At 58.6% G+C, this 19552-nt stretch carries 20 protein-coding genes; 4 read left to right on the top strand and 16 right to left on the bottom strand.

Going from position 1 to position 19552, the window contains the following annotated elements; all coding sequences use genetic code 11:
* Positions 1-23 precede the first annotated feature (23 nt).
* Positions 24-1523: an inorganic phosphate transporter PitA gene (gene pitA, locus IM282_RS09215; RefSeq protein WP_192970341.1), complete on the bottom strand. Its 1500-nt coding sequence runs from the start codon at positions 1521-1523 to the stop codon at positions 24-26.
* A 228-nt stretch (positions 1524-1751) separates the two neighbouring features.
* Between pitA and IM282_RS09210 the strand changes: the two genes are divergently transcribed.
* Positions 1752-2948: an NAD(P)/FAD-dependent oxidoreductase gene (locus IM282_RS09210; protein ID WP_192970340.1), complete on the top strand. Its 1197-nt coding sequence runs from the start codon at positions 1752-1754 to the stop codon at positions 2946-2948.
* Between the two features lie 30 nt (positions 2949-2978).
* Here IM282_RS09210 and IM282_RS09205 read toward each other — a convergent pair whose 3' ends face one another.
* The gene (locus IM282_RS09205) at positions 2979-3923 is read right to left on the bottom strand and encodes a hydroxyacid dehydrogenase (RefSeq protein ID WP_038416882.1); all 945 of its coding nucleotides are present in this window, start codon (positions 3921-3923) and stop codon (positions 2979-2981) included.
* Positions 3923-4615, bottom strand: coding sequence for an RraA family protein (locus IM282_RS09200; protein WP_022649701.1), 693 nt, complete (start codon positions 4613-4615; stop codon positions 3923-3925). Before IM282_RS09200 ends, IM282_RS09205 begins: the two co-directional genes overlap by 1 nt.
* Positions 4616-4784: 169 nt before the next feature.
* Here IM282_RS09200 and IM282_RS09195 point away from each other — a divergent pair, with 169 nt between their 5' ends.
* The gene (locus IM282_RS09195) at positions 4785-5522 is read left to right on the top strand and encodes an IclR family transcriptional regulator (protein WP_045308787.1); all 738 of its coding nucleotides are present in this window, start codon (positions 4785-4787) and stop codon (positions 5520-5522) included.
* Between the two features lie 36 nt (positions 5523-5558).
* Here the strand turns inward: IM282_RS09195 and IM282_RS09190 are convergent, their stop codons facing one another.
* Positions 5559-6893: an MFS transporter gene (locus IM282_RS09190; protein ID WP_045308786.1), complete on the bottom strand. Its 1335-nt coding sequence runs from the start codon at positions 6891-6893 to the stop codon at positions 5559-5561.
* A 328-nt stretch (positions 6894-7221) separates the two neighbouring features.
* On the opposite strand from IM282_RS09190, the gene IM282_RS09185 reads away from it, so the two are divergent.
* A complete protein-coding gene (locus IM282_RS09185; protein WP_023298822.1) occupies positions 7222-8247 on the top strand; it encodes a TerC/Alx family metal homeostasis membrane protein in 1026 nt (341 codons plus the stop codon).
* Positions 8248-8330: 83 nt separating this feature from the next.
* Here the strand turns inward: IM282_RS09185 and IM282_RS09180 are convergent, their stop codons facing one another.
* The 3 genes from IM282_RS09180 to IM282_RS09170 form a co-directional block, all read right to left on the bottom strand.
* Positions 8331-8993, bottom strand: coding sequence for an HAD family hydrolase (locus tag IM282_RS09180; protein ID WP_063201337.1), 663 nt, complete (start codon positions 8991-8993; stop codon positions 8331-8333).
* A 106-nt stretch (positions 8994-9099) separates the two neighbouring features.
* On the bottom strand, positions 9100-9894 hold the full coding sequence (locus IM282_RS09175) for an SDR family NAD(P)-dependent oxidoreductase (protein WP_022649696.1): 795 nt from the start codon (positions 9892-9894) through the stop codon (positions 9100-9102).
* A 32-nt stretch (positions 9895-9926) separates the two neighbouring features.
* The gene (locus IM282_RS09170) at positions 9927-10808 is read right to left on the bottom strand and encodes a LysR family transcriptional regulator (RefSeq protein WP_023298821.1); all 882 of its coding nucleotides are present in this window, start codon (positions 10806-10808) and stop codon (positions 9927-9929) included.
* 99 nt (positions 10809-10907) lie between these two features.
* Between IM282_RS09170 and IM282_RS09165 the strand changes: the two genes are divergently transcribed.
* Positions 10908-11414, top strand: a complete 507-nt coding sequence (locus IM282_RS09165; protein ID WP_192970339.1) for a phenolic acid decarboxylase — start codon at positions 10908-10910, stop codon at positions 11412-11414.
* A gap of 59 nt (positions 11415-11473) precedes the next feature.
* On the opposite strand, the gene acpT is transcribed toward IM282_RS09165, so the two are convergent.
* The 9 genes from acpT to IM282_RS09120 are packed head-to-tail and all read right to left on the bottom strand — an operon-like array spanning position 11474 to position 19551.
* Complete coding sequence (acpT, locus tag IM282_RS09160) at positions 11474-12067, bottom strand: 4'-phosphopantetheinyl transferase AcpT (protein ID WP_022649693.1); 594 nt, start codon at positions 12065-12067, stop codon at positions 11474-11476.
* Between the two features lie 2 nt (positions 12068-12069).
* Entirely contained in the window at positions 12070-13299 is a 1230-nt protein-coding gene (locus IM282_RS09155) for a beta-ketoacyl-ACP synthase (RefSeq protein WP_023298820.1), read from the bottom strand.
* Positions 13296-14027, bottom strand: coding sequence for a 3-ketoacyl-ACP reductase FabG2 (locus IM282_RS09150; protein ID WP_032626847.1), 732 nt, complete (start codon positions 14025-14027; stop codon positions 13296-13298). Before IM282_RS09150 ends, IM282_RS09155 begins: the two co-directional genes overlap by 4 nt.
* Positions 14021-14494 carry a dehydratase gene (locus IM282_RS09145; RefSeq protein WP_023307145.1) on the bottom strand — a complete coding sequence of 158 codons (474 nt, stop codon included), beginning with the start codon at positions 14492-14494 and terminating at the stop codon, positions 14021-14023. The genes IM282_RS09150 and IM282_RS09145 overlap by 7 nt, the downstream gene beginning before the upstream one ends.
* Positions 14494-15660, bottom strand: a complete 1167-nt coding sequence (locus IM282_RS09140; RefSeq protein WP_192970338.1) for a beta-ketoacyl-[acyl-carrier-protein] synthase family protein — start codon at positions 15658-15660, stop codon at positions 14494-14496. Before IM282_RS09140 ends, IM282_RS09145 begins: the two co-directional genes overlap by 1 nt.
* Position 15661: 1 nt before the next feature.
* Complete coding sequence (locus IM282_RS09135) at positions 15662-16240, bottom strand: DUF3261 domain-containing protein (protein WP_023307143.1); 579 nt, start codon at positions 16238-16240, stop codon at positions 15662-15664.
* A complete protein-coding gene (locus IM282_RS09130) occupies positions 16237-18558 on the bottom strand; it encodes an MMPL family transporter (protein WP_192970337.1) in 2322 nt (773 codons plus the stop codon). The genes IM282_RS09135 and IM282_RS09130 overlap by 4 nt, the downstream gene beginning before the upstream one ends.
* Positions 18527-19132 carry an outer membrane lipoprotein carrier protein LolA gene (locus IM282_RS09125; protein ID WP_017384113.1) on the bottom strand — a complete coding sequence of 202 codons (606 nt, stop codon included), beginning with the start codon at positions 19130-19132 and terminating at the stop codon, positions 18527-18529. The genes IM282_RS09130 and IM282_RS09125 overlap by 32 nt, the downstream gene beginning before the upstream one ends.
* Positions 19129-19551, bottom strand: coding sequence for a thioesterase family protein (locus IM282_RS09120; protein ID WP_033488082.1), 423 nt, complete (start codon positions 19549-19551; stop codon positions 19129-19131). Before IM282_RS09120 ends, IM282_RS09125 begins: the two co-directional genes overlap by 4 nt.
* Between the last annotated feature and the right edge of the window lies 1 nt (position 19552).

The raw sequence follows: 19552 nt of genomic DNA, 5'->3' as shown, positions 1-19552 counted from the left end.
GCTTTTTTGTCGCCTTCAGCCGATTAAATTAGCATCAGCGAAATCCAGTACAGACCGCCAGACAGCAGGATGGACGCCGGGAGGGTGAACACCCAGGCCATCAGAATGTTGGTCACGGTTTTACGCTGCAAACCGCCGCCGTCAACAATCATGGTACCTGCCACGGACGAAGAGAGTACGTGGGTGGTGGAGACTGGCATACCGGTGTAGCTCGCCAGACCGATAGACACTGCCGCCGTCATCTGCGCGGACATGCCCTGAGCATAGGTCATGCCTTTCTTACCGATCTTCTCACCGATGGTGGTCGCCACACGACGCCAGCCAATCATCGTACCGATACCCAGCGCCAACGCGACCGCCATGATGATCCAGATTGGCGCGTACTCAATGGTGTTGAGCATATCGCCTTTCAGTTTCTTCAGCAGACGCTTATCGTCAGCATTGACCTCTGGCAGCTTCGCGACTTTATCGGTCACGTCGGAGATACAGAGCATGATACGACGCAGCTGACCACGCTGTTCTACAGCCAGTTTGTCGTAGCTTTCGATATCGGCCAGCATGCCTTTCGCACGTTCCAGCGCGTTAATCGCGTTTGCCGGGTGGCAATGGAACTCGCCCGGTGCAGTCAGTGCGCCAGAGTCAGGAGAAGGGATCAACTGGTCTACGCCGGTCGCTTTCTTCAGCAAATCAGGATGCTGCTGGAAGTAAGTCTCAACGTTGTTTACCGCATCACGGGTACGGGTGATCTCATAGCCAGAGGCGTTCATGTTAACCACGAAGCCTGCCGGTGCGACGCCAATCAGAACCAGCATCACCAGACCGATACCTTTCTGACCATCGTTCGCGCCATGAGAGAAGGCGACGCCGATAGCGGAAATGATCAGCGCGATACGCGTCCAGAACGGCGGCTTTTTCTTGCCGTCTTTCTTCTCACGCTCTGCTGGCGTCAGGTGGATACGTGCACGTTTCTTCGTGTTGCTCCAGTAGCGACGCAGGATGAAAATCAATCCACCTGCTACCACCAGACCGACGATAGGGGAGATGATCAGAGAGCCGAAAATACCCAGTACTTTAGGAAGGTTCAGCGCATCAACAACCGATGTACCGGTCATCAGGGCGTTAGTTAAACCGATACCGATAATCGCGCCGATAAGGGTGTGAGAGCTGGATGCCGGCAGGCCGAAATACCAGGTACCGAGGTTCCAGATAATCGCAGCAAGCAGCATTGAGAACACCATGGCCAGGCCATGACCGGAACTCACGTTAAGCAGCAGATCCGTTGGCAGCATATGCACAATGGCATAGGCAACGCTCAGTCCGCCCAGGAGGACACCAAAAAAGTTAAATACCGCCGCCATAACGACCGCAAGCTGCGATCGCATTGCGCGAGTGTAGATAACCGTTGCAACTGCGTTTGCAGTGTCGTGGAAGCCATTGATCGCTTCGTAAAACAGCACAAAAACCAGAGCAAGCAATAATAAAAGCCCGGTATGTAAATCCAGGCCGGCAAACAAATGTAGCATAGGACGTTACGCCATTTTGAGGACATGAACGCGGCGCATTATCCAGGACAAATGCGCAACGGGCAAAGTGAAATATAGACTTTTTTTGACATACCACCTGATTTGAGAAATGTGCCTGAATAGATAATCTTTAAATATCAATGAAATGGCTTTGTAATATCTTTTTACGCTGGTGCGACCACTGAGGAAACTTTACAATCCGCGGCAGTTAACGAAGAGGATTTTGACGTGGAAAGGTTTGATGCCGTAGTAATTGGCGCCGGTGCGGCGGGTATGTTTTGTGCGGCAATGGCCGGACAAGCGGGTCGTCGTGTGCTGCTGCTGGATAACGGAAAAAAGCCTGGCCGCAAGATCCTGATGTCCGGTGGCGGGCGCTGCAATTTCACTAATCTTTATGTCGAGCCTGCGGCCTATTTGAGCCAGAACCGTCATTTTTGTAAATCTGCGCTGGCGCGCTACACGCAGTGGGATTTCATCGAAATGGTGGGTAAACACGGCATCGCGTGGCATGAGAAGACGCTGGGACAGCTGTTCTGCGACGACTCCGCCCAGCAAATCGTGGATATGCTGGTGGCCGAGTGCGAGAAAGGCGGCGTAGTCATGCGCCTGCGCACCGAAGTGCTGGACGTCGCCCGTAACGAGCAGGGGTACACGTTGCAACTCAACGGCGAAACCGTCAGCGCCGATAACCTGGTGATCGCCAGCGGCGGCCTCTCGATGCCGGGGCTGGGTGCCTCACCGTTCGGCTACAAAATCGCCGAGCAGTTTGGCCTGAAAGTATTACCCACGCGCGCCGGGCTGGTGCCGTTCACGCTGCATAAGCCGCTGCTGGAACAGCTTCAGACGCTCTCCGGCGTGTCTGTGCCGTCGGTCATTACGGCCGAAGACGGCACGGTGTTCCGCGAAAACCTGCTCTTTACCCATCGCGGTCTCTCGGGGCCAGCGGTATTGCAGATCTCCAGCTACTGGCAGCCGGGGGAGTTTGTCTCCGTAAACCTGGTGCCGGACTGCGATCTGGACGCCTTCCTCAATGAGCAACGCGCCGCGCACCCGAATCAAAGCCTGAAAAATACCCTGGCGATGCAGCTGCCGAAGCGTCTCGTGGAGTGCTTGCAGGTGTTAGGGCAAATTCCGGATGTTGCGCTTAAGCAGCTCAACAGCCGCGAGCAGGACACGCTGGTGGAGACGCTGACGAACTGGCGCGTGCAGCCAAACGGCACCGAAGGCTACCGCACGGCGGAAGTGACGCTGGGCGGCGTGGATACAAACGAACTCTCATCCCGCACGATGGAAGCCCGCAACGTGCCGGGTCTTTATTTCATTGGTGAAGTGATGGACGTGACCGGCTGGCTCGGCGGGTATAACTTCCAGTGGGCGTGGGCCAGTGCCTGGGCATGCGCGCAGGCACTCGCTGAGGGTAAATGACAAGCGGGCGCGGTCATTCATCATTGCATTTCAGGGGCTGACGGCGACGTCAGCCAGGTGTACAACGTCCAGAATATTGCTGGCGGCCACGGTTCCCATCTTGATGTATGACGCTGCGCTGACGCCGCCAATGTGCGGCGAAATGATGACGTTATCGACGGTCTGCCACAGGTTCGGGGCGGTCAGTGGCTCGCTGGTAAAGCTGTCGAGTGCTGCGCTGTGCAAGGTTCCATCCTTCAGCGCGTGTAACAGGGCTTCATCGTTAATTAACCCGCCGCGCGCTGTGTTCACCAGAATCGCGTTACGTTTACAGTGCGCGAGCGTGTCTGCGTTGATCATTCCTCTGTTGTCGTCAGTGAGCGGACAATGCAATGAGATAACATCGGCACGGGATAAAAGGTCGGGTAAGGTGTTTGCCCGTTCACAACCAGATGGCATCGTTTTAGCGTAAGGATCATACGCCACAATCTGCATGCCGAATGCCTGCCCCACCAGCGCAACCCGCGAGCCAATCGCCCCCAGACCGATAAGCCCCAGCGTCATGCCTTCCAGCTCGATAGATTTGTGCGTGGCTTTATCCCAGTGCCCGTCGCGCAGGCGTTTATCGAGGGTGACCACGGATTTGGCACAAGCCAGAATCAATGCCCAGGTATGTTCTGCAACCGCTGCCGCATTGGCGCCGGGGGCGGAACGAACGGCGATATTACGCGCCGCTGCCGCTGGCTGGTCTATCACGTCAATGCCGCTTCCGTGTTTAGATATAACCTGTAATGCAGGGGCTGCATCCATGATCCTTGCGGTTATTTTGCCGTAACGCACCAGGATGGCCACAGGATTGTGCCGTTCGCACAGCGTAACCAGCTGATCTTCTGTGGGCTGGTGACCGGCATACACCACGTCAAAGTCTCGCAGCATGCTGACAGCCTGGTCCGCCAGGTCGCATCCCGTGACCAGTACAACGCGTTTATCTTCCATTACAGCGTCTCCCCGTCAGATAACATGCCTGCCTTACGCAGCGCGTCGTTAAGCCAGTGTGGACGTAAATCGCCCTCACGAATAGCAGCAAGACGTCGGGTCTCTGTTTCGAGTTTCCCTTTGGCCATGGCGATAACGGCCTGCACTTCATCACGCGGGATCACCACCACGCCGTCGATATCCGCGACCACCAGATCCCCGGCTCGTACCGTTGCACCAGCGATAGAGATGGGGTGATTAACCCGGCCAGGAATTGATTTTGTCGGGCCACAGGGGTTAAGACCGGCGGCGAAGACGGGGTAGTGCCCTTTACTCAGGGTATCGGCATCACGTACCGCCCCGTCAATGATGATGCCCGCAATACCGCTTGCCTGGGCCTGCGTCGCCATAATCTCACCGAGCAGCGCACAGGTCAGGTCGCCTTTCCCGTCAACAACCAACACATCGCCAGGCTGTGCTACGGCCATTGCGGCATGGATGGCCAGATTATCTCCCGGGCGCACCTCCACGGTGACTGCCGGGCCCGCAACGGCCATGTGAGGCGCGAGCGGTTTGATACGACCATGGAGTGTACCGCGGCGACCGGCAACATCCGCCAGAATGGCGGCCTGATACTCGGCAGCCTGGTGAACCTGTTCAGCCGATACGCGTTCAACCTGACGATTAATCAATGATTTTTCAGAAACGGACATATATGCCTCCATATTGTTTTACTGTGTACAATGCAGGTGTACAATACAAAACAACTATAGCGGTGTTACTTTCCCATTAGCCAGATCTGCGATGGCGTTTGTGATGTAAACACGAAGTGACTCACAAAAATTGAGGTACACTCACTGCCGAGCAGAAAAGGAGATGATGATGGGTAACGAAGGCGTTGTAGCGGTCGAAAAGGCGCTGGCTTTACTGGATTGCTTCCGTCCCGGCGATGAGAGCCTGACGCTGACCGCGCTGGCGCAGCTATCGGGTTATCACAAAACCACGGTTTACCGGTTAATGAATTCGCTTGAGCGAATGAACTATGTCGTCAGGCATGATGACGGCAATTATGCGCTTGGCCCACGTCTGCTTTACCTTGGCAAACTTTATGAACAATCTTTCCATCTTTCCCGGGTGGTGCAGCCTGAGCTTCAGGCGTTATCACAGGCCTCTCAGGAGAGCGCCAGCTGGTATGTGTTAGAAGGCGGGCAACGTCTGTGCCTGTTCCGGGCAGAAGCATCGCACGGGTTGCGTCACAGCAATCTGCCGGGTACTCAGTTTCCGCTGGACGATTCTGCCATCAGTAAAGTGCTTCGCCACTGGGGCCTTAATGACGCGCTGCCAGAGGGGGAGCCCGCTGTTCCGCTCTATACCGCAGGCGCCCGTGACCCGCATACTGCGGCGTTCGCAATGCCCGTCTTCGGCGTCAATGACAAGCTGATTGCGGCGCTGGCGTTGACCGGGCCCATCTCCAGACTGACTGAAGATCGCCGTGAACAGGGGATCAGCCAGCTAATGCATGCCACCGCCAGCCGCCTGTCACAGAAAATGGGGGCCAGTAAGCCTTTTTGCCAGCAGTTTTATGGGGAAACGCAGGATACTGCGGAAGAGAGTTTCTAAGCATAAAGCGGGACGTGCGTCCCGCTTTTGTTATGTCTAATGGGTGACCTGCTTTTCATGCAACTGAGCATTGCGGGCCTGGCGTCCCATCACCAATACCGCGATACCCCCCGTAACGCATAACGCCGCCAGAGGAAGCATGGCCAGCGTGTGGCTACCCGTCCGTTCGTTGATAATACCGTAAGCGTTGACCATCACCGCACCGCCGATAAGGTTAGCGATGGCGCCAATTGCAGCCAGCCCCGCAGCCGCCGACGTGCTGCTCATCCAGCCTGACGCCAGCGCCCAGAAAGGCCCCTTCATTGAATACGCCCCTATCAGCATGATGCTCAGGATAACAATGGTGGCGGAAAGAGAGACGCTGACAAAGGCGGCAAATACGCCTGCGGCAATAATGAAAAGGGTCAGAGCGGTATGCCAGCGGCGTTCGTTGGTTCGGTCCGAACTGCGTCCCCACACAATCATCAGTACGGATGCCAGACCGTAAGGAATGGCGTTGAACAGACCCGTCTCCAGATTATCCAGGTGGAACGATTTCAGCAGCTGCGGTGACCAGACGCTGATGGTGGTGCCCGCTGATGACGCGCCTGCGTAAATCAGCGCCAGCAGCCAGATTTGACGATGCCTGAGCAACTGCCATGTCGTCTGGTGTCCGATATTTTTTTGCTGTTGACGCTCGGTTTCAAGCGTCGTTTCCAGCCATTTTTTCTGTTCCGCGTTAAGCCAGTTAGCCTGGTGCGGACGATCGCGAAGAACAAACCAGGCGGCAATACCCAGCAGGACGGCGGGTAAACCTTCAATGATAAACAGCAGATGCCAGCCGCGCAGACCCAGCCATCCATCCAGCGACAGAATCAACCCGGACAGCGGCGAGCCAATAAAATTGGCCAGCGGGATCGCGACCATAAAGGACGCGATAATTCGCGCACGGTAGCGGGAAGGGATCCACCAGGTCAGAAAGAGTACGACGCCGGGGAAGAAGCCCGCCTCCGCGGCACCCAGCAGAAAACGCACGATATAAAGCGACGTCGTGTTTTGTACCAGTGCCATACACATGGATACCACCCCCCAGCTGATCATAATGCGGGGGATCCACAGACGTGCGCCAACTTTCTGCATTGCCAGATTGCTTGGAACTTCAAACAGAAAATACGCCACGAAATAGAGGCTACTGGCGAAGCCAAATGCCGCTTTGCTGAGACCGAGATCCTCATTCATCTGTAGCGAAGCCATGCCGATATTGCCGCGATCGATAATGGAGACCAGATAACTGACTATCAGAAACGGGAGGATACGCCAGATCACCTTGCGCATAGTCTCTCTTTCTATGTCCTCAGTGGCGGCAGTGCCATTACGAATATGTTCTGTCATGTGTTCCTCGCAGGGTCTGTTCTTGGTTTTATCAGGTACAACTCGGTTTTATTAAACAAAACCACTATAGCGTCGGCGCCTTCTTTTTATCCAGTTAATGGAAGGTTTAAATGATGTAAATAAGACGTGACTCACAGTTAACGGGCTTTACCTCGTGAGCCTAAACGACAGATGCGCCACCCCCCGTTGTGAGGTAAAGTACACACCTTGCGCAGCCAAAGAGCTGCGGTTTTGTGGGGTATAGGCGAATAACACGTTCCCCCATTCTCACTTCTGGTTTACGCCAGCCTGCATGGTGTTGTGTTTTGTCTTCTTAAAAGGGTTGTCTATGTCTGCTGCTCATCTCGGTTTCCCGACGGAAACCGTTGTTGTCTTTGTGGTGATGGCCGTTGGGGCGATGTTTATCGACCTCTTCATGCACCGTCACGATAAACCGATCTCGCTGAAAAGCGCGGCCATGTGGTCCATCTTCTGGGTCATGATGGCGATGGCGTTTGCTGGCTTCTTATACGTGCACCACGGCGCGGAGATGGCCAGTCTGTTCCTCACCGGCTATGCACTGGAAGAGGTGCTCTCCGTCGACAACCTGTTTGTGATGATGGCGATCTTCGCCTGGTTCGGCGTGCCGGATAAGTATCGTCACCGCGTGCTCTACTGGGGCGTGCTGGGGGCGATTGTGTTCCGCGGTATTTTTGTTGCCATCGGCACCAGCCTGCTGAGCCTGGGGCCATACGTTGAGGTGATTTTTGCGCTGGTCGTCGGCTGGACGGCGGTGATGATGCTGAAACGCAATGAAGAGAGTGATGAAGTCGAGGATTACTCCAACCATCTGGCGTACCGCCTGGTAAAACGCTTCTATCCGGTCTGGCCAAAAATCAGCAGCCACGCGTTTATCCTGACCCAAAAAGAGGTGGACGCCGAGCTGGAGAAGCCTGAAAACAAGGATGTGATGGTAGGTCGCGTGAAGAAGGCGAAGCGCTACGCGACGCCGCTGCTGCTCTGCGTGGCGGTGGTAGAGCTGTCCGACGTGATGTTCGCCTTCGACTCCGTTCCCGCGATCATTGCCGTCAGCCGCGAGCCGCTGATTATCTACAGCGCCATGATGTTCGCAATCCTCGGCCTGCGTACCCTCTACTTCGTGCTGGAAGCGCTGAAGCAGTATCTGGTGCATCTTGAGAAAGCGGTAGTGTTACTGCTGTTCTTCGTGGCGTTCAAGCTGGGGCTGAATGCGACCGATCACTTCTGGCATCACGGTTATAACATCGGTGCCACGGCAAGCCTGTTTGTGGTGCTGGGGGTACTGGCGCTGGGGATTATTGCGAGCGTGATGTTCCCGGGGAAACGTGAGGCCTGATGTATCGCCCGGTGGCGCTTCGCTTACCGGGCCTACGACTGGGATGTAGGCCGGGTAAGGCGCAGCCGCCACCCGGCAAAAGGCTACTTTATTATCGGTGAGTTTCGGCGCTTGCGCGGATGATGGAAATGGCGCCAGTGCGGATCCTGCGCCGCCGCCAGCAGCTCGTGGTCGCCACGTGTGTCGCCCCAGGCGCGCAGGTGATATGCGTTCAGATCGCCATACACCTTTTCCAGCCTCGCCACTTTCTGCGCGCAGCGGCAGTTGTTGCCGGTGATCCGCCCGGTCAGCTTGCCGTCTTTCACTTCCAGCTGCGTGCCAATCAGCTTAATGCCGAGCTTATCGGCCCACGGCTGCAATACCAGCGCCGGGGAGGCGGAGCAAATCGTCACTTCCGCACCGGAATTAACTTCGTTGGCGACAGCCATGACCCCTTCCGGGCGCATCAGCTTGTTCCAGTATTTTTCACAGAAGGCCTCTGCCTGCTGACGTAACCAGTGCTCATCCACCCCCGTCAGGAAGGTTTTGATCAACACCTCTTTCAGCTCATCACGCGTCAGCTTGCGACGCACGCAGTGCAGCGTGGGCAGGGCCATGCGCACCAGGCGACCCGCAAAGTAGCGCTTGCCAAAGGCAAAGCGCAGGAACGGAATAAAACTGTCGTGGTGCGTCAACGTACCATCAAAGTCAAAGACAGAGAGCACGCTGGACTTCGCCACGGCTTCGTCGGCAATCATATTGGTCATAAATACGTCTTAGCTGAAATACACATTCTGTTCACTAGTTTACCTGCTTTACCTTCACAGTCCTTCTATCCGATCTCATTTTTTCTCGAACCTGTGGCCTGACGGGTCAAACTATGTCATCCACCACGCCACCGTCAACGCGCAGCGCCGCGCCGGAAGTCGCGGAGGCCTGCATGGAACAGACATACACCACCATATTCGCCACTTCTTCTACCGTTGCGGCGCGCTGAATAACCGAGCTGGGGCGATTCTCCATCACGAACGCTTTCGCCAGCTGCTCCAGCGATTTGCCGGTTCTCTCCATCTCGTCTTTCATCATCGCGGCAAAACCGTCCGACATTGTCGGGCCCGGCAGCACGCTGTTCACCGTGACGCCGCTGCCTGCCACGAACTTCGCCAGACCGCGCGCCAACGAGAGCTGGGCGGTTTTTGTCACGCCATAGTGGATCATATCCGCAGGAATATTGCAGGCCGATTCTGACGAGATAAACACTACCCGACCCCAGCCTTTTTGTACCATACCGGGCAGCAGGGCACGGGAGAGGCGCACGCCGGACATCACGTTGGTTTGCCAGTAGCGTTCCCAGGTCTCGTCGTCGGTGGAATAAAAATCCTGCTGGCCATAGATCCCGGCGTTATTCACCAGAATATCGACGTGCGTGGCGACCCTGAGCAGTTCGTCAACGCCCTCCTGCGAGCTCAGGTCGGCGATGGCGGCACGGACCTGTACGCCTGGCACCACCTGCTGGAGCGCCTGAATGCCTTTGTTCACCGAGTCGACGCTGCGCCCGTTGACGATCACTTCCGCACCGCTCTCCGCCAGTCCGCGGGCGATGGCAAACCCAATACCGCCGGTGGACGCGGTCACCAGCGCTACTTTCCCCGTTAAATCGATTTTCATCGTTCACTCCTTGTCGTTTTATGGTTCAAAACTTAAAGCGTAGCAGTTGACGATGACGGCTCCTGTTTAAAAAGGCGCAACAGCGTCTCAACCTGCTCGTCCAGCGGGCTGAGGGAGCGTTTAACGATGAGGTGCAGCGGCGTGGCGCGTCGAACGCCGTGGCTGAGGGGCAGGATTTTGAGGATGCCCTGCTGGAGCGGGGTCTGAATGCGTTCTTCCGGTAACCAGCCATATCCAACCTGATACATCACTGCTTCGATCGCGGCATCGATGGTGGAGAATGTCCACGACTCCCCGGTGGGGCGAACGGTGGGCTGGCTGTCTGCGATCTGAATGCGCGGCCACGGTCGAAGCATCTCGTCGTTAAGCGGTGTATCCAGCGCAAACAGCGGGTGCGCGTGATGCGCGACGGCAACAAAATCGATATTCATCAGCCATTCGCCCAGGCCGGTAATGTCCTGGCGGCGGGTTAAGACCATCACGTCGGCCTCATCATTGAGCGCATCTGCGCGGCTGTTTTCCAGCACCTCGGTAAGCCGCACCTGCGTTTGCGGGTACAGCTGCTGAAACTGGCGCAAAATCGCGAACAGCCGACTGCGCGGAAAAATACTGTCTACCATCAGGTCGATACGGGTTCGCATCCCGCTGCGCAGGGTTGCAGCGCGCGTTTCAACGTAGGCGAAGGCTTTCAGCAGCGGTTTAACCTGATTCAGCAACAACTCACCCGCCGGGGTCAGCACGGCACGGCGTCCCTCTGTCATCAGGAGCGCTACGCCCAGCCGCTCCTGCAAAAGCGACAGGTTATAGCTGACCGAGGACTGGCTGCGATGGGTCTCTTCCGCCGCCTTAGCGAAGCTGCCAGCCTCGATGACTCTTTCCAGCAAGGCCCACTGTTCGAGCGTCGTCTTGTGCATGATTAATCTAAATTTTGGATGAATTTGATTCAAACATAGCGTTATTCATTCATTTTTTGAAGGGGTACGATCGTCTCATCAAAACAAAGGAGACATCTTATGAGCACCTTCGATAAACATGATTTAAGCGGCTTCGTCGGCAAACATCTGGTATATACCTACGACAATGGCTGGAACTACGAAATTTACGTTAAAAACGAGAACACGCTCGACTACCGTATTCACAGTGGTCTGGTGGGCAATCGTTGGGTGAAAGATCAGCAGGCCTGCATTGTCCGCGTCGGGGAAAGCATCTATAAAATTTCCTGGACGGAGCCAACCGGTACCGACGTGAGCCTGATTGTGAACCTGGGCGACCGCCTGTTCCACGGCACCATCTTCTTCCCACGCTGGGTCATGAATAATCCGGAAAAAACCGTCTGCTTCCAGAACGATCACATTCCGCTGATGAACAGCTACCGTGATGCCGGGCCAGCGTATCCAACCGAAGTGATTGATGAATTTGCGACGATTACTTTTGTACGCGACTGCGGTGCGAATGACGATAGCGTTATTGCGTGTGCTGCCAGCGAGTTGCCAAAAAACTTTCCTGATAATTTAAAATAAGCTTAGCAACGCGTTAAATGCGCATCGGCCATTTCGGTTTTAACCCGAATGGCCGTTTTTTATGCTGCAGAAATACCGGAGTAAGTCACCGATTCCGCCGTTAAGGTGAAAGGCGTAGGGGTACAGACCGCCAGACTCAGCGAGCCGAAGCGCAGCTGGCTGACCGGGAGCGACTGGGCGGTGCTGTCAATGCTGACAATCTGCCACGCGCTGCCGCCACGCTGTTTGACGATCGCCTCTTTGCGCGTCCAGATGCGCCAGAATGCGGAAAGCTGCTCTTCCGGTGCTTCACGCTCCAGCTCGTCATGCTCGGTGAGGCTGAAAACGGCATTCGCCAGCGCCTGCCAGTTCTCCCGCGGGCGGATCACTTCGATATCGCAGCCAACCTCGCCTTCATCGCTTATCAGCATGGCAATGTCGTCCCCGCTGTGGCTCAGGTTAAACCACAGCGGATGGCCGTTAGCGAAGGCCGGTTTTCCCTGCTCGCCGTAGATTATCTCGGGAAGCGGTGAGGGGGATAAAGTTCTGGCGAGCAGCGTCCGGCCTGCAAGCCAGGAAGCGTATCGCGCACCCTGAGGTGCCATATCTGCGAGCGTTGACGCCAGGGGGTCCGCGCTAAGGGTGGAGATCTTTCCCAGTACAAACTGGTACATAGTTACGCCCAGCGTTTAATGATTATCGAGGTATTAATGCCGCCAAAGGCAAAGTTATTGCTCTGAATAAATTCGCAATCAATCGGGCGGGTTTCCCCCATAATATAATCTAAAGCGCCGCATTGCTCATCCGGTTGTCTTAAATTGAGCGTCGGCGTGAACCAGCCCTCCCGCATCATATGCAGACTCAGCAAGGCTTCCAGCGCGCCGCAGGCACCCAGGGTATGGCCGAAATAGCTCTTTAAGGATGAGATGGGCACGCTGTCGCCGAAAATAGCGGCGGTCGCCTGACTCTCGGCGATATCCCCGCGATCGGTTGCCGTGCCGTGGGCAGAAATGTAGCCAATGTCCTGAGGGCTAAGGCCCGCCATCGCCAGCGACTGCTCCATACACACCTGCATGGTTTCACGCTGGGGCTGGGTGATGTGCGCCGCATCGCAGTTGGTGGCAAAGCCCACGATCTCGCCATAGATTGTCGCCCCGCGTGCTCTGGCGTGATCCAGCGCTTCCAGCACCAGCGTGCCCGCCCCTTCGCCAATCACCAGGCCATCGCGCTGAACGTCAAACGGCGACGGCGTGGTTTTGGGCGCGTCGTTACGCTGGCTGGTGGCAAACAGGGTATCGAAAACCGCCGCTTCCGACGGGCACAGCTCTTCCGCGCCGCCTGCCACCATCACGGTCTGGTAGCCGTGACGAATCGCTTCCCAGGCGTAGCCAATCGCCTGGCTGCCAGAGGTACAGGCGCTTGAGGTGGGGATCACCCGTCCGCGCAGGCCAAAGAACAGTCCGGTATTCACCGCCGTGGTGTGCGGCATCATCTGCACGTAGGTGGTGCCGGTGATGTTGTGGGTGTGCTTTTCGGTGAGCATGGAGGCAAACTCGCTGACCGGTCCGGTGCTGCCCGTCGACGAGCCGTAGGCGATGCCGGTCTGACCGTTGGTCAGCACCGCGTCGTCGATCAGTCCCGCCTGCTCCAGCGCCAGCTCGGTGGCGCGGGTTGAGAGCAGCGACACGCGGCCCATGGCGCGAATGCGCTTACGGGTATAGTGAGCGGGCAGAGTGAAATCTTCAATCGGCGCGGCGAGCAGGGTTTGCAGGCCGTCATACGCCTGCCACTCCGTCATGGTACGTACCGCATTTTCATACTCGCGCAGACGGCGCGAGATGGTCGGCCAGTCCTCGCCGAATGCGGTGATGCCGCCCATGCCCGTAATCACTACCCGGCGGGTCATAGCATGCCTCCGTTGATCGATATCACTTGTCGCGTCACATAGCCTGCTTTATCCGACATCAGGTAGCTCGCCAGCCCGGCCACTTCCTCGGCCTGGCCCATACGCTGCATCGGGATCATCGACATCGCCGCGTTCAACGCGGCTTCATCCATCTCGATCATACCGGTATCAATCAGCCCCGGAGCGATGCAGTTGACGGTGATTTTGCGTTTTGCCAGCTCGGTGGCGAGCGCTTTGGTGGCGCCGATGATCCCGGCTTTCGCCGCGCTGTAGTTCACCTGCCCACGGTTGCCCATAATGCCTGACACCGACGACAGGGTGATGATCCGCCCGCCCTTGCGGGTGCCGATCATCGGCATAATGCAGGGATGTATGACGTTATAAAAACTGTCGAGATTGGTGTGGATCACGCTGTCCCAGTCATCGTCGCTGAGCGCCGGAAATGCGCCGTCGCGGGTAATACCGGCGTTACTGACCACGCCATACCACGCGCCGTGGTCAGCGATCGCCTGTTCCAGCACCGTACGGCACTGCTCGCGGTTGCCCACGTCGAAGGTGAGTAAACGGCCCGCGCCGCCTGCCTGGACAATCGCCTCAAGCGTCTCCTGCGCGCCCGCTTCATCACGATGGTAATGCACGCCGACGGTGAAACCGTCCGCCGCAAGCTGAAGGGCGATAGCGCGGCCAATGCCTTTGCTGGCGCCGGTGACCAGTACGGATCTCATGATGGTGTTCCCTGGTTAAAAAGTGTGGTTAATTCTTCCTCGCTCGGCTGGAAGGTGTTTACGCGGCCCGTGGCGAGGGAAATATTATCCGCATGAATGGTGCACTCGAAGCTGCCAAAGCGCTCATCCTGCATCAGACGTTCGATGGTGATGATCAGTGTGCTGCCTGCGGCAAAATGCCCTGCGTCGCACACCAGCTCGCGCGCGCCCAGCACCATACCCAGCGCACAGTGCGGCAGCCCTTTTTGCATCCGGTGCCATTCAGACCAGACGCCCACGGTCTGAGCCATCAGCTCCAGCGCAAACCAGCCGGGCAGGTTGCCGCCTGCGTCCAGAAACGGCGCCAGAACGCCCCGATCGTTCACCGTCACGTTGCAAACGGCGCGGTCATCGGTGACGCTTTCCACGCTCTCAAGCAGCAGCATCGGCGTGTCGTGAGGAAGATAATCCCCGGGTGGTAAGTAGCGCATCATACTCTCCCCAGCAGAAGGCTGGCGTTGTTGCCGCCAAACGCGAAGGAGTTTGACAGGATCACCGCTTTTTTCAGCGGTGCGCTCTGGTGCAGTAGGCCGAAGGCAGGCAGGGTGTCGTCCGGCGCGTAGCGGGAAAAATCCTGCGGCGGCAGCGGCAGGTCTCGGGTCAGGATCAGCCAGCTCAGGGCGGCCTCGGTGATCCCGGCGGCGCCCAGCGTGTGGCCGGTAAGATGTTTCGTGGAGCTGCACGGCACGCGGTCGCCAAAGAGATCGTGGATCACCTGCGCCTCAATGCGATCGTTCAGCGGCGTGGCGGTGCCGTGCAGGTTGATATAACCGACGTCCGCCGCCGTCATGCCCGCCTCGTTCAGCGCCTGGGTGATGGCGCGGATCGCCCCTTCGCCCTGCGGATGTGGGGCGGAAATATGGTACGCATCGCTGGATTCCCCCGCGCCCAGGAGCGCAATCTCGCCCGGCTCGCGGGTCAGTACCATCAGTGCTGCCGCTTCGCCAATGGTGATCCCCCGACGGTTGCGGCCAAACGGTTCGCACAGGGTGGGGGAGAAGGATTCCAGGCTGTTGAAGCCGTTGACCGGCATTCGGCTCAGGCTGTCGGCTCCGCCGACGATGGCGACGTCCACCAGACCGGCGTCGATCAGGCGTCGACCGCTGATGATCGCCCGTGCGCTGGAGGAGCAGGCGGTCGAGATGGTATACGCCGGGCCGTCCAGCGCAAGCCAGCTGGCGAGAAAGCGCGACGGATCGCCCAGCTCCTGCTGCGGATATTGCCACTGCGGGCTGCGCTCGCCGTTCTGCGCGCGGCGCACGTACTCATCACCCTCGTCCAGTCCGGAGGTGCTGGTGCCCAGCACCACCGCCACGCGGTCGCGCCCCACGCGCGCAATGGCCGCATCGACGGCGGGCCGGATTTGCGCCAGCGCCGCCAGCAGCAGCTGGTTGTTGCGACTTCGATGCGCAGAAAAAGACCCGGGGACAGGGGGAAGATCACCCTCTACCCCGCCCAGCACGGCCTCGGGTAGGCCCTGTAGCCAGCCCGCACGCTGGTGCATCCCGGGGGCCACGCCAGCGTTCAGGTTTGCCGCTATTTCATCAGCCGAGTTGCCGAGCGCGTTGACCATGCCAACGGCAGAAAGGTAAATCATCTCAGTCACCCAGATATTGAATGGTGATGTGGTAGTGAAAAGCGTGCTGCACAATGCTAATCGGTTCGCGCCTGCCGTTACGGTTCAGGTAGGCAATTTCCGTGACCAGCTTGCCATCGGGGTTGCGCAGTTCGCGTCTGGTGTCAGTATCGTTCAGCGTCCAGCCTTTCGGCAACTGCGGCTGCCAGGCGCTGAGGGGCCAGTGGCTGAGCATCACGTCGGCCAGCACCTGGCTGGCGGGCGGCAACTGCGGCATCACAACCGACTGCTCGGTGTGGATCCCGGTGTCGTCGTAGGTGGCGAGGAACAGGCGGATCCCGACGGAGGAGAGGCCGGCAAGCGTCACTTTATCGCCATCGGCGTTCAGCATCACCAGAAGCGACTGGGTCTGGCCTTTAAAACTGCCGGTAAGCAACTGCTGCGCGCGGATGGCAGGCGTGATGCCCGGCGGTGGCAGCGTGACGCGGGTGCCTGGCTGGAGCCAGGCCTGAGGGCGCGCGTCATCGCGGTTCGTCGTATGGCTACACCCCGCCAGCAACAGGGCCATCATCACTGCCGCCAGGCGAATGAAACGGGTCATGGTAAGTTCTCTTTATTAGTCGGCATCGCCAGCGGGGCGAGCAGGAACGCGGTGAAGATACCGCTCACCAGCACAATGCCAAAGCTGCTGATGGCCTGAGTGGTGCTGAACACCAGCATTCCCAGCGTCAGCAGGGTGGTCATCATGGCGAGGGTAATCGCCAGCATGGAGGTCAGCGGCGTGCCGCGCGGGTTGCTGAAAAACAGCGTGTAGTTGATGCCAATGCCGAGGACCAGCACCAGCGCCAGCAGGGAAAACAGGTTCACCGGATGGCCCGTCACGGCCAGCGTCGCCAGCCCGCCGCCCAGCGACAGCACGGACGGCACCAGCGCCACCAGCCCTTTTCGCCAGCCGAGGCGCACCACCGCGCCGCAGGTAATCACCGCCAGCGCCACGCCCAGCAGCCCCGTCAGCAGCGCGCGGTAGAGTGCAAACAGGCTGTCGAAGCTGGCCTTACGGTCAACCCAGACGACTCCGGGATGGCGGGCGGCCAGCTCACCGAGCGCAGCGCTGTTTCTGACGCCATCGACCGGGACCAGCACACCGCTTTTGCCGTTCGGCAGCGTCAGCCACAGCAAACGCCAGCCCTCGCTGGCCGGGCTGGCGAGCCACGCCTCCACGCTGACAGGCATGGCGTTCAGATTCGGGGCGACGGCATTCAGCCCCGTGCTTTGCAGCATTTTCGTCACCGTCGGCGCGGCGTTACGCAGAAGTTGCAGATCGCTGTTCTGCCGCGCCAGCGAGTTCAGCGGCAAGGTGCGCCAGCGGGTTAATTCTCCGGCTTTTTGCGCCTGCGCCAGCGCCGGGGTAAACGCCTCCAGCCGCTCCAGCGTTTCCTGAGCCGACGCGCCATACACCACGAACCACTTCTGATCGACATTTTGCCCGGTCAGGGCGGTGATGGTTTTTTCCTGCGCCAGAATGTCCTGCGGCAGCGCCTGAAGCCGGGCGATATCGTCATCCACCCGCAGGCTGGCGATCCCGATGGCGGAGAGCAGCGCCAGTGCTACCGGCAGCCCGACGGAGAGGGTTTTACTGTCGCGCCAGGCGTTCAGCCAGCGCTGCATCATCCCTCTCAGGGGGATCGGGCGAACCGGCATGCCACGGCACAACCACGGGTGCCAGAAAATTACCGTCAGGCACGAGGCGCTCAGCCCTGCGGCGGCGAACACCGCCATCTGACGAATGCCGGGGAAGGGGGCCAGCATCATGAAGAGATACGCCACGACGGTAGTCAGCAGCGCCAGCAGCAGCGCGTTACGCACTTTTGCCAGGCTTTGCCAGGGCGAGTGTTCCGCGCCGTGCACCATCCGCTCCGTGAGGTAGTAAATCGTATAGTCCGCCGAGATGCCGATGATGCTCATGCTCATCACCAGCGTCATCAGGTGCAGCTCACCGAACAGCAGGAGCGTCACGACCGTCCCCGCCAGCGCGCCGATGGCAATGGAGAGCAGGCTCAGCAGCAGCGGACGTACGGAGCGAAACACCGACACAATCAGCAGGATCACCCCGAGCACCGTGGCGACGCCAAGCGTGGAAATATCTTTTTTAGCCTGCTGGCTGGCGTAATCGCTGTAGAACACTGTCCCGCGCGACAGCAGCTGCGCCTGTGGATACTGGCTTTTCAGCGTCTGCTGCATCGCGTTGAGGGTGGTCACCAGCTGGTGGGTTTGCTGCATGTCAAACGAAGAGCCTGCCAGCTCGCCGTGCAGCAGATACCAGTAGTTCCCGGCCGCATCTTTTGTCACCAGCCAGCCGTCCATCAGCTGCATCTTCTGGCTGTTCTTCGCCAACGCGAGCTGCGCGCCGCGCATCAGCATCAGCGGATCGTTTTGCAGCTCCTTGCCGCTCACGCCGGAAAAAGCGGAGTAGAGCTGGGACAGGATCCACTGAGCCTGCGCTTCACCGCCGTTTTGCAGGCGGGCGCGGGTGGCCGGATCGACCAGGCCATTGCGGTGCTGCCAGAAGAAATCTCCCCAGGCCTGTTGCCCGGCGGCATCCAGCGGACCTTTTACGACACTCAGCGCCTGGCTGCGTTGCAGCAGGGTTAACCACTGCTGCGCCACGCGCGGGTCCGGCTGTTTACCAGGGCTGACCAGCCAGATGAGCTGGCGGTCGAGGCGCTGCATAAATCCGTCGTTGAGGGCGGGAGGGATCGCGCCGAGCGTCTGTTTCGGCAGCATGGCGAGCACGCTGCTGTTCAGCCGCGCGCCGGGCAGCAGCGACAGCAGCACGCCCAGCAGGATCAGGCATACCGCGGCCCACAGCAGCGCCGGGCGCAGAGCGTTACGGTGCGGCAAAGCGCTGGCGTTCTGCATCGGTCAGGCGGGCGGGCGTCAGTTGGTGGCGGGAGAGGGCGATATCCGTCGTGTCGCCCTGCTTATCGTTCAGGCGAATGGATTCCAGATAGATCGCGCCCTTCAAATCAAGGGTGGAGAAAATCTTGTCCAGCGGCGTGGTAACGGGCGTCAGCACCAGCGACCAGCGGCCTTCGCCCAGGTCTTTGAAATCGATGCGGAAGTTCTCTTCCAGCACCTTGCGGTCGGCCTGGAACAGCGCCCGCAGCAGATGGTTGAACTGGAACATCTGCGGGTTAGTGTCGGCGGTAATGGTCTGCGGCGGCTGACCGTTGACGATTTGCACCATTCGTTTGTCATCCAGCAGCAGCGTCATCGGGAACGGCGCTTTTTGATCCCACAGCAGGCCATTGTCACGGGCGATCAGCATCTCCCCCTGCGAGCGCAGGGGCTGAGGCATGTCCTTGATCGTGCGGGTCTGTTCGAAGTGTGCGCGCACCACCGGTTGCTCCGCAAACCGCTGTTGCAGTTCATCCAGCGTGACCGCGTTCACCAGCGGGCTTACCAGCAGCGCGAGTAGCGTTATCCACTTCATGGCGCGATCCCCATGCGTTCGAACAGAATGGCCGGGCTGACAAAGCACATCTCCCGGCTTGCTTCTTCCACCGCCACCTGAATGGTGTAGCCGGTGGTGGTGCGTTTCCCGGTTTGCGCGTCGAAGATTTGATAGGCGATGCGCAGACGGTTTTCAACCTCTTCAATGTGGGCGCGGACGCGAATGCGCTGCTCGAAGGTCACCGCGTCGCGGTATTTCACCCGGGTATCCACCACCGGCCAGATGTAGCCGGACGCTTTCATCTGGCGATAGCCGTAATCAAACTGGTTGAGCAGCGCTTCGCGGGCAATCTCAAAATAGCGGAAATAGTTGCCGTGCCACACCACGCCCATCATATCGACGTCGTGGAACGGAACGGTGATTTCAACTTCAGCCGTAAAGCGGGGATCGGTCAGCACC

The organism is Enterobacter cloacae complex sp. P29RS (assembly GCF_014893445.1).
GTDB classification, from domain to species: domain Bacteria; phylum Pseudomonadota; class Gammaproteobacteria; order Enterobacterales; family Enterobacteriaceae; genus Enterobacter; species Enterobacter intestinihominis.
This window is presented reverse-complemented; position numbering and strand designations above follow the sequence as displayed.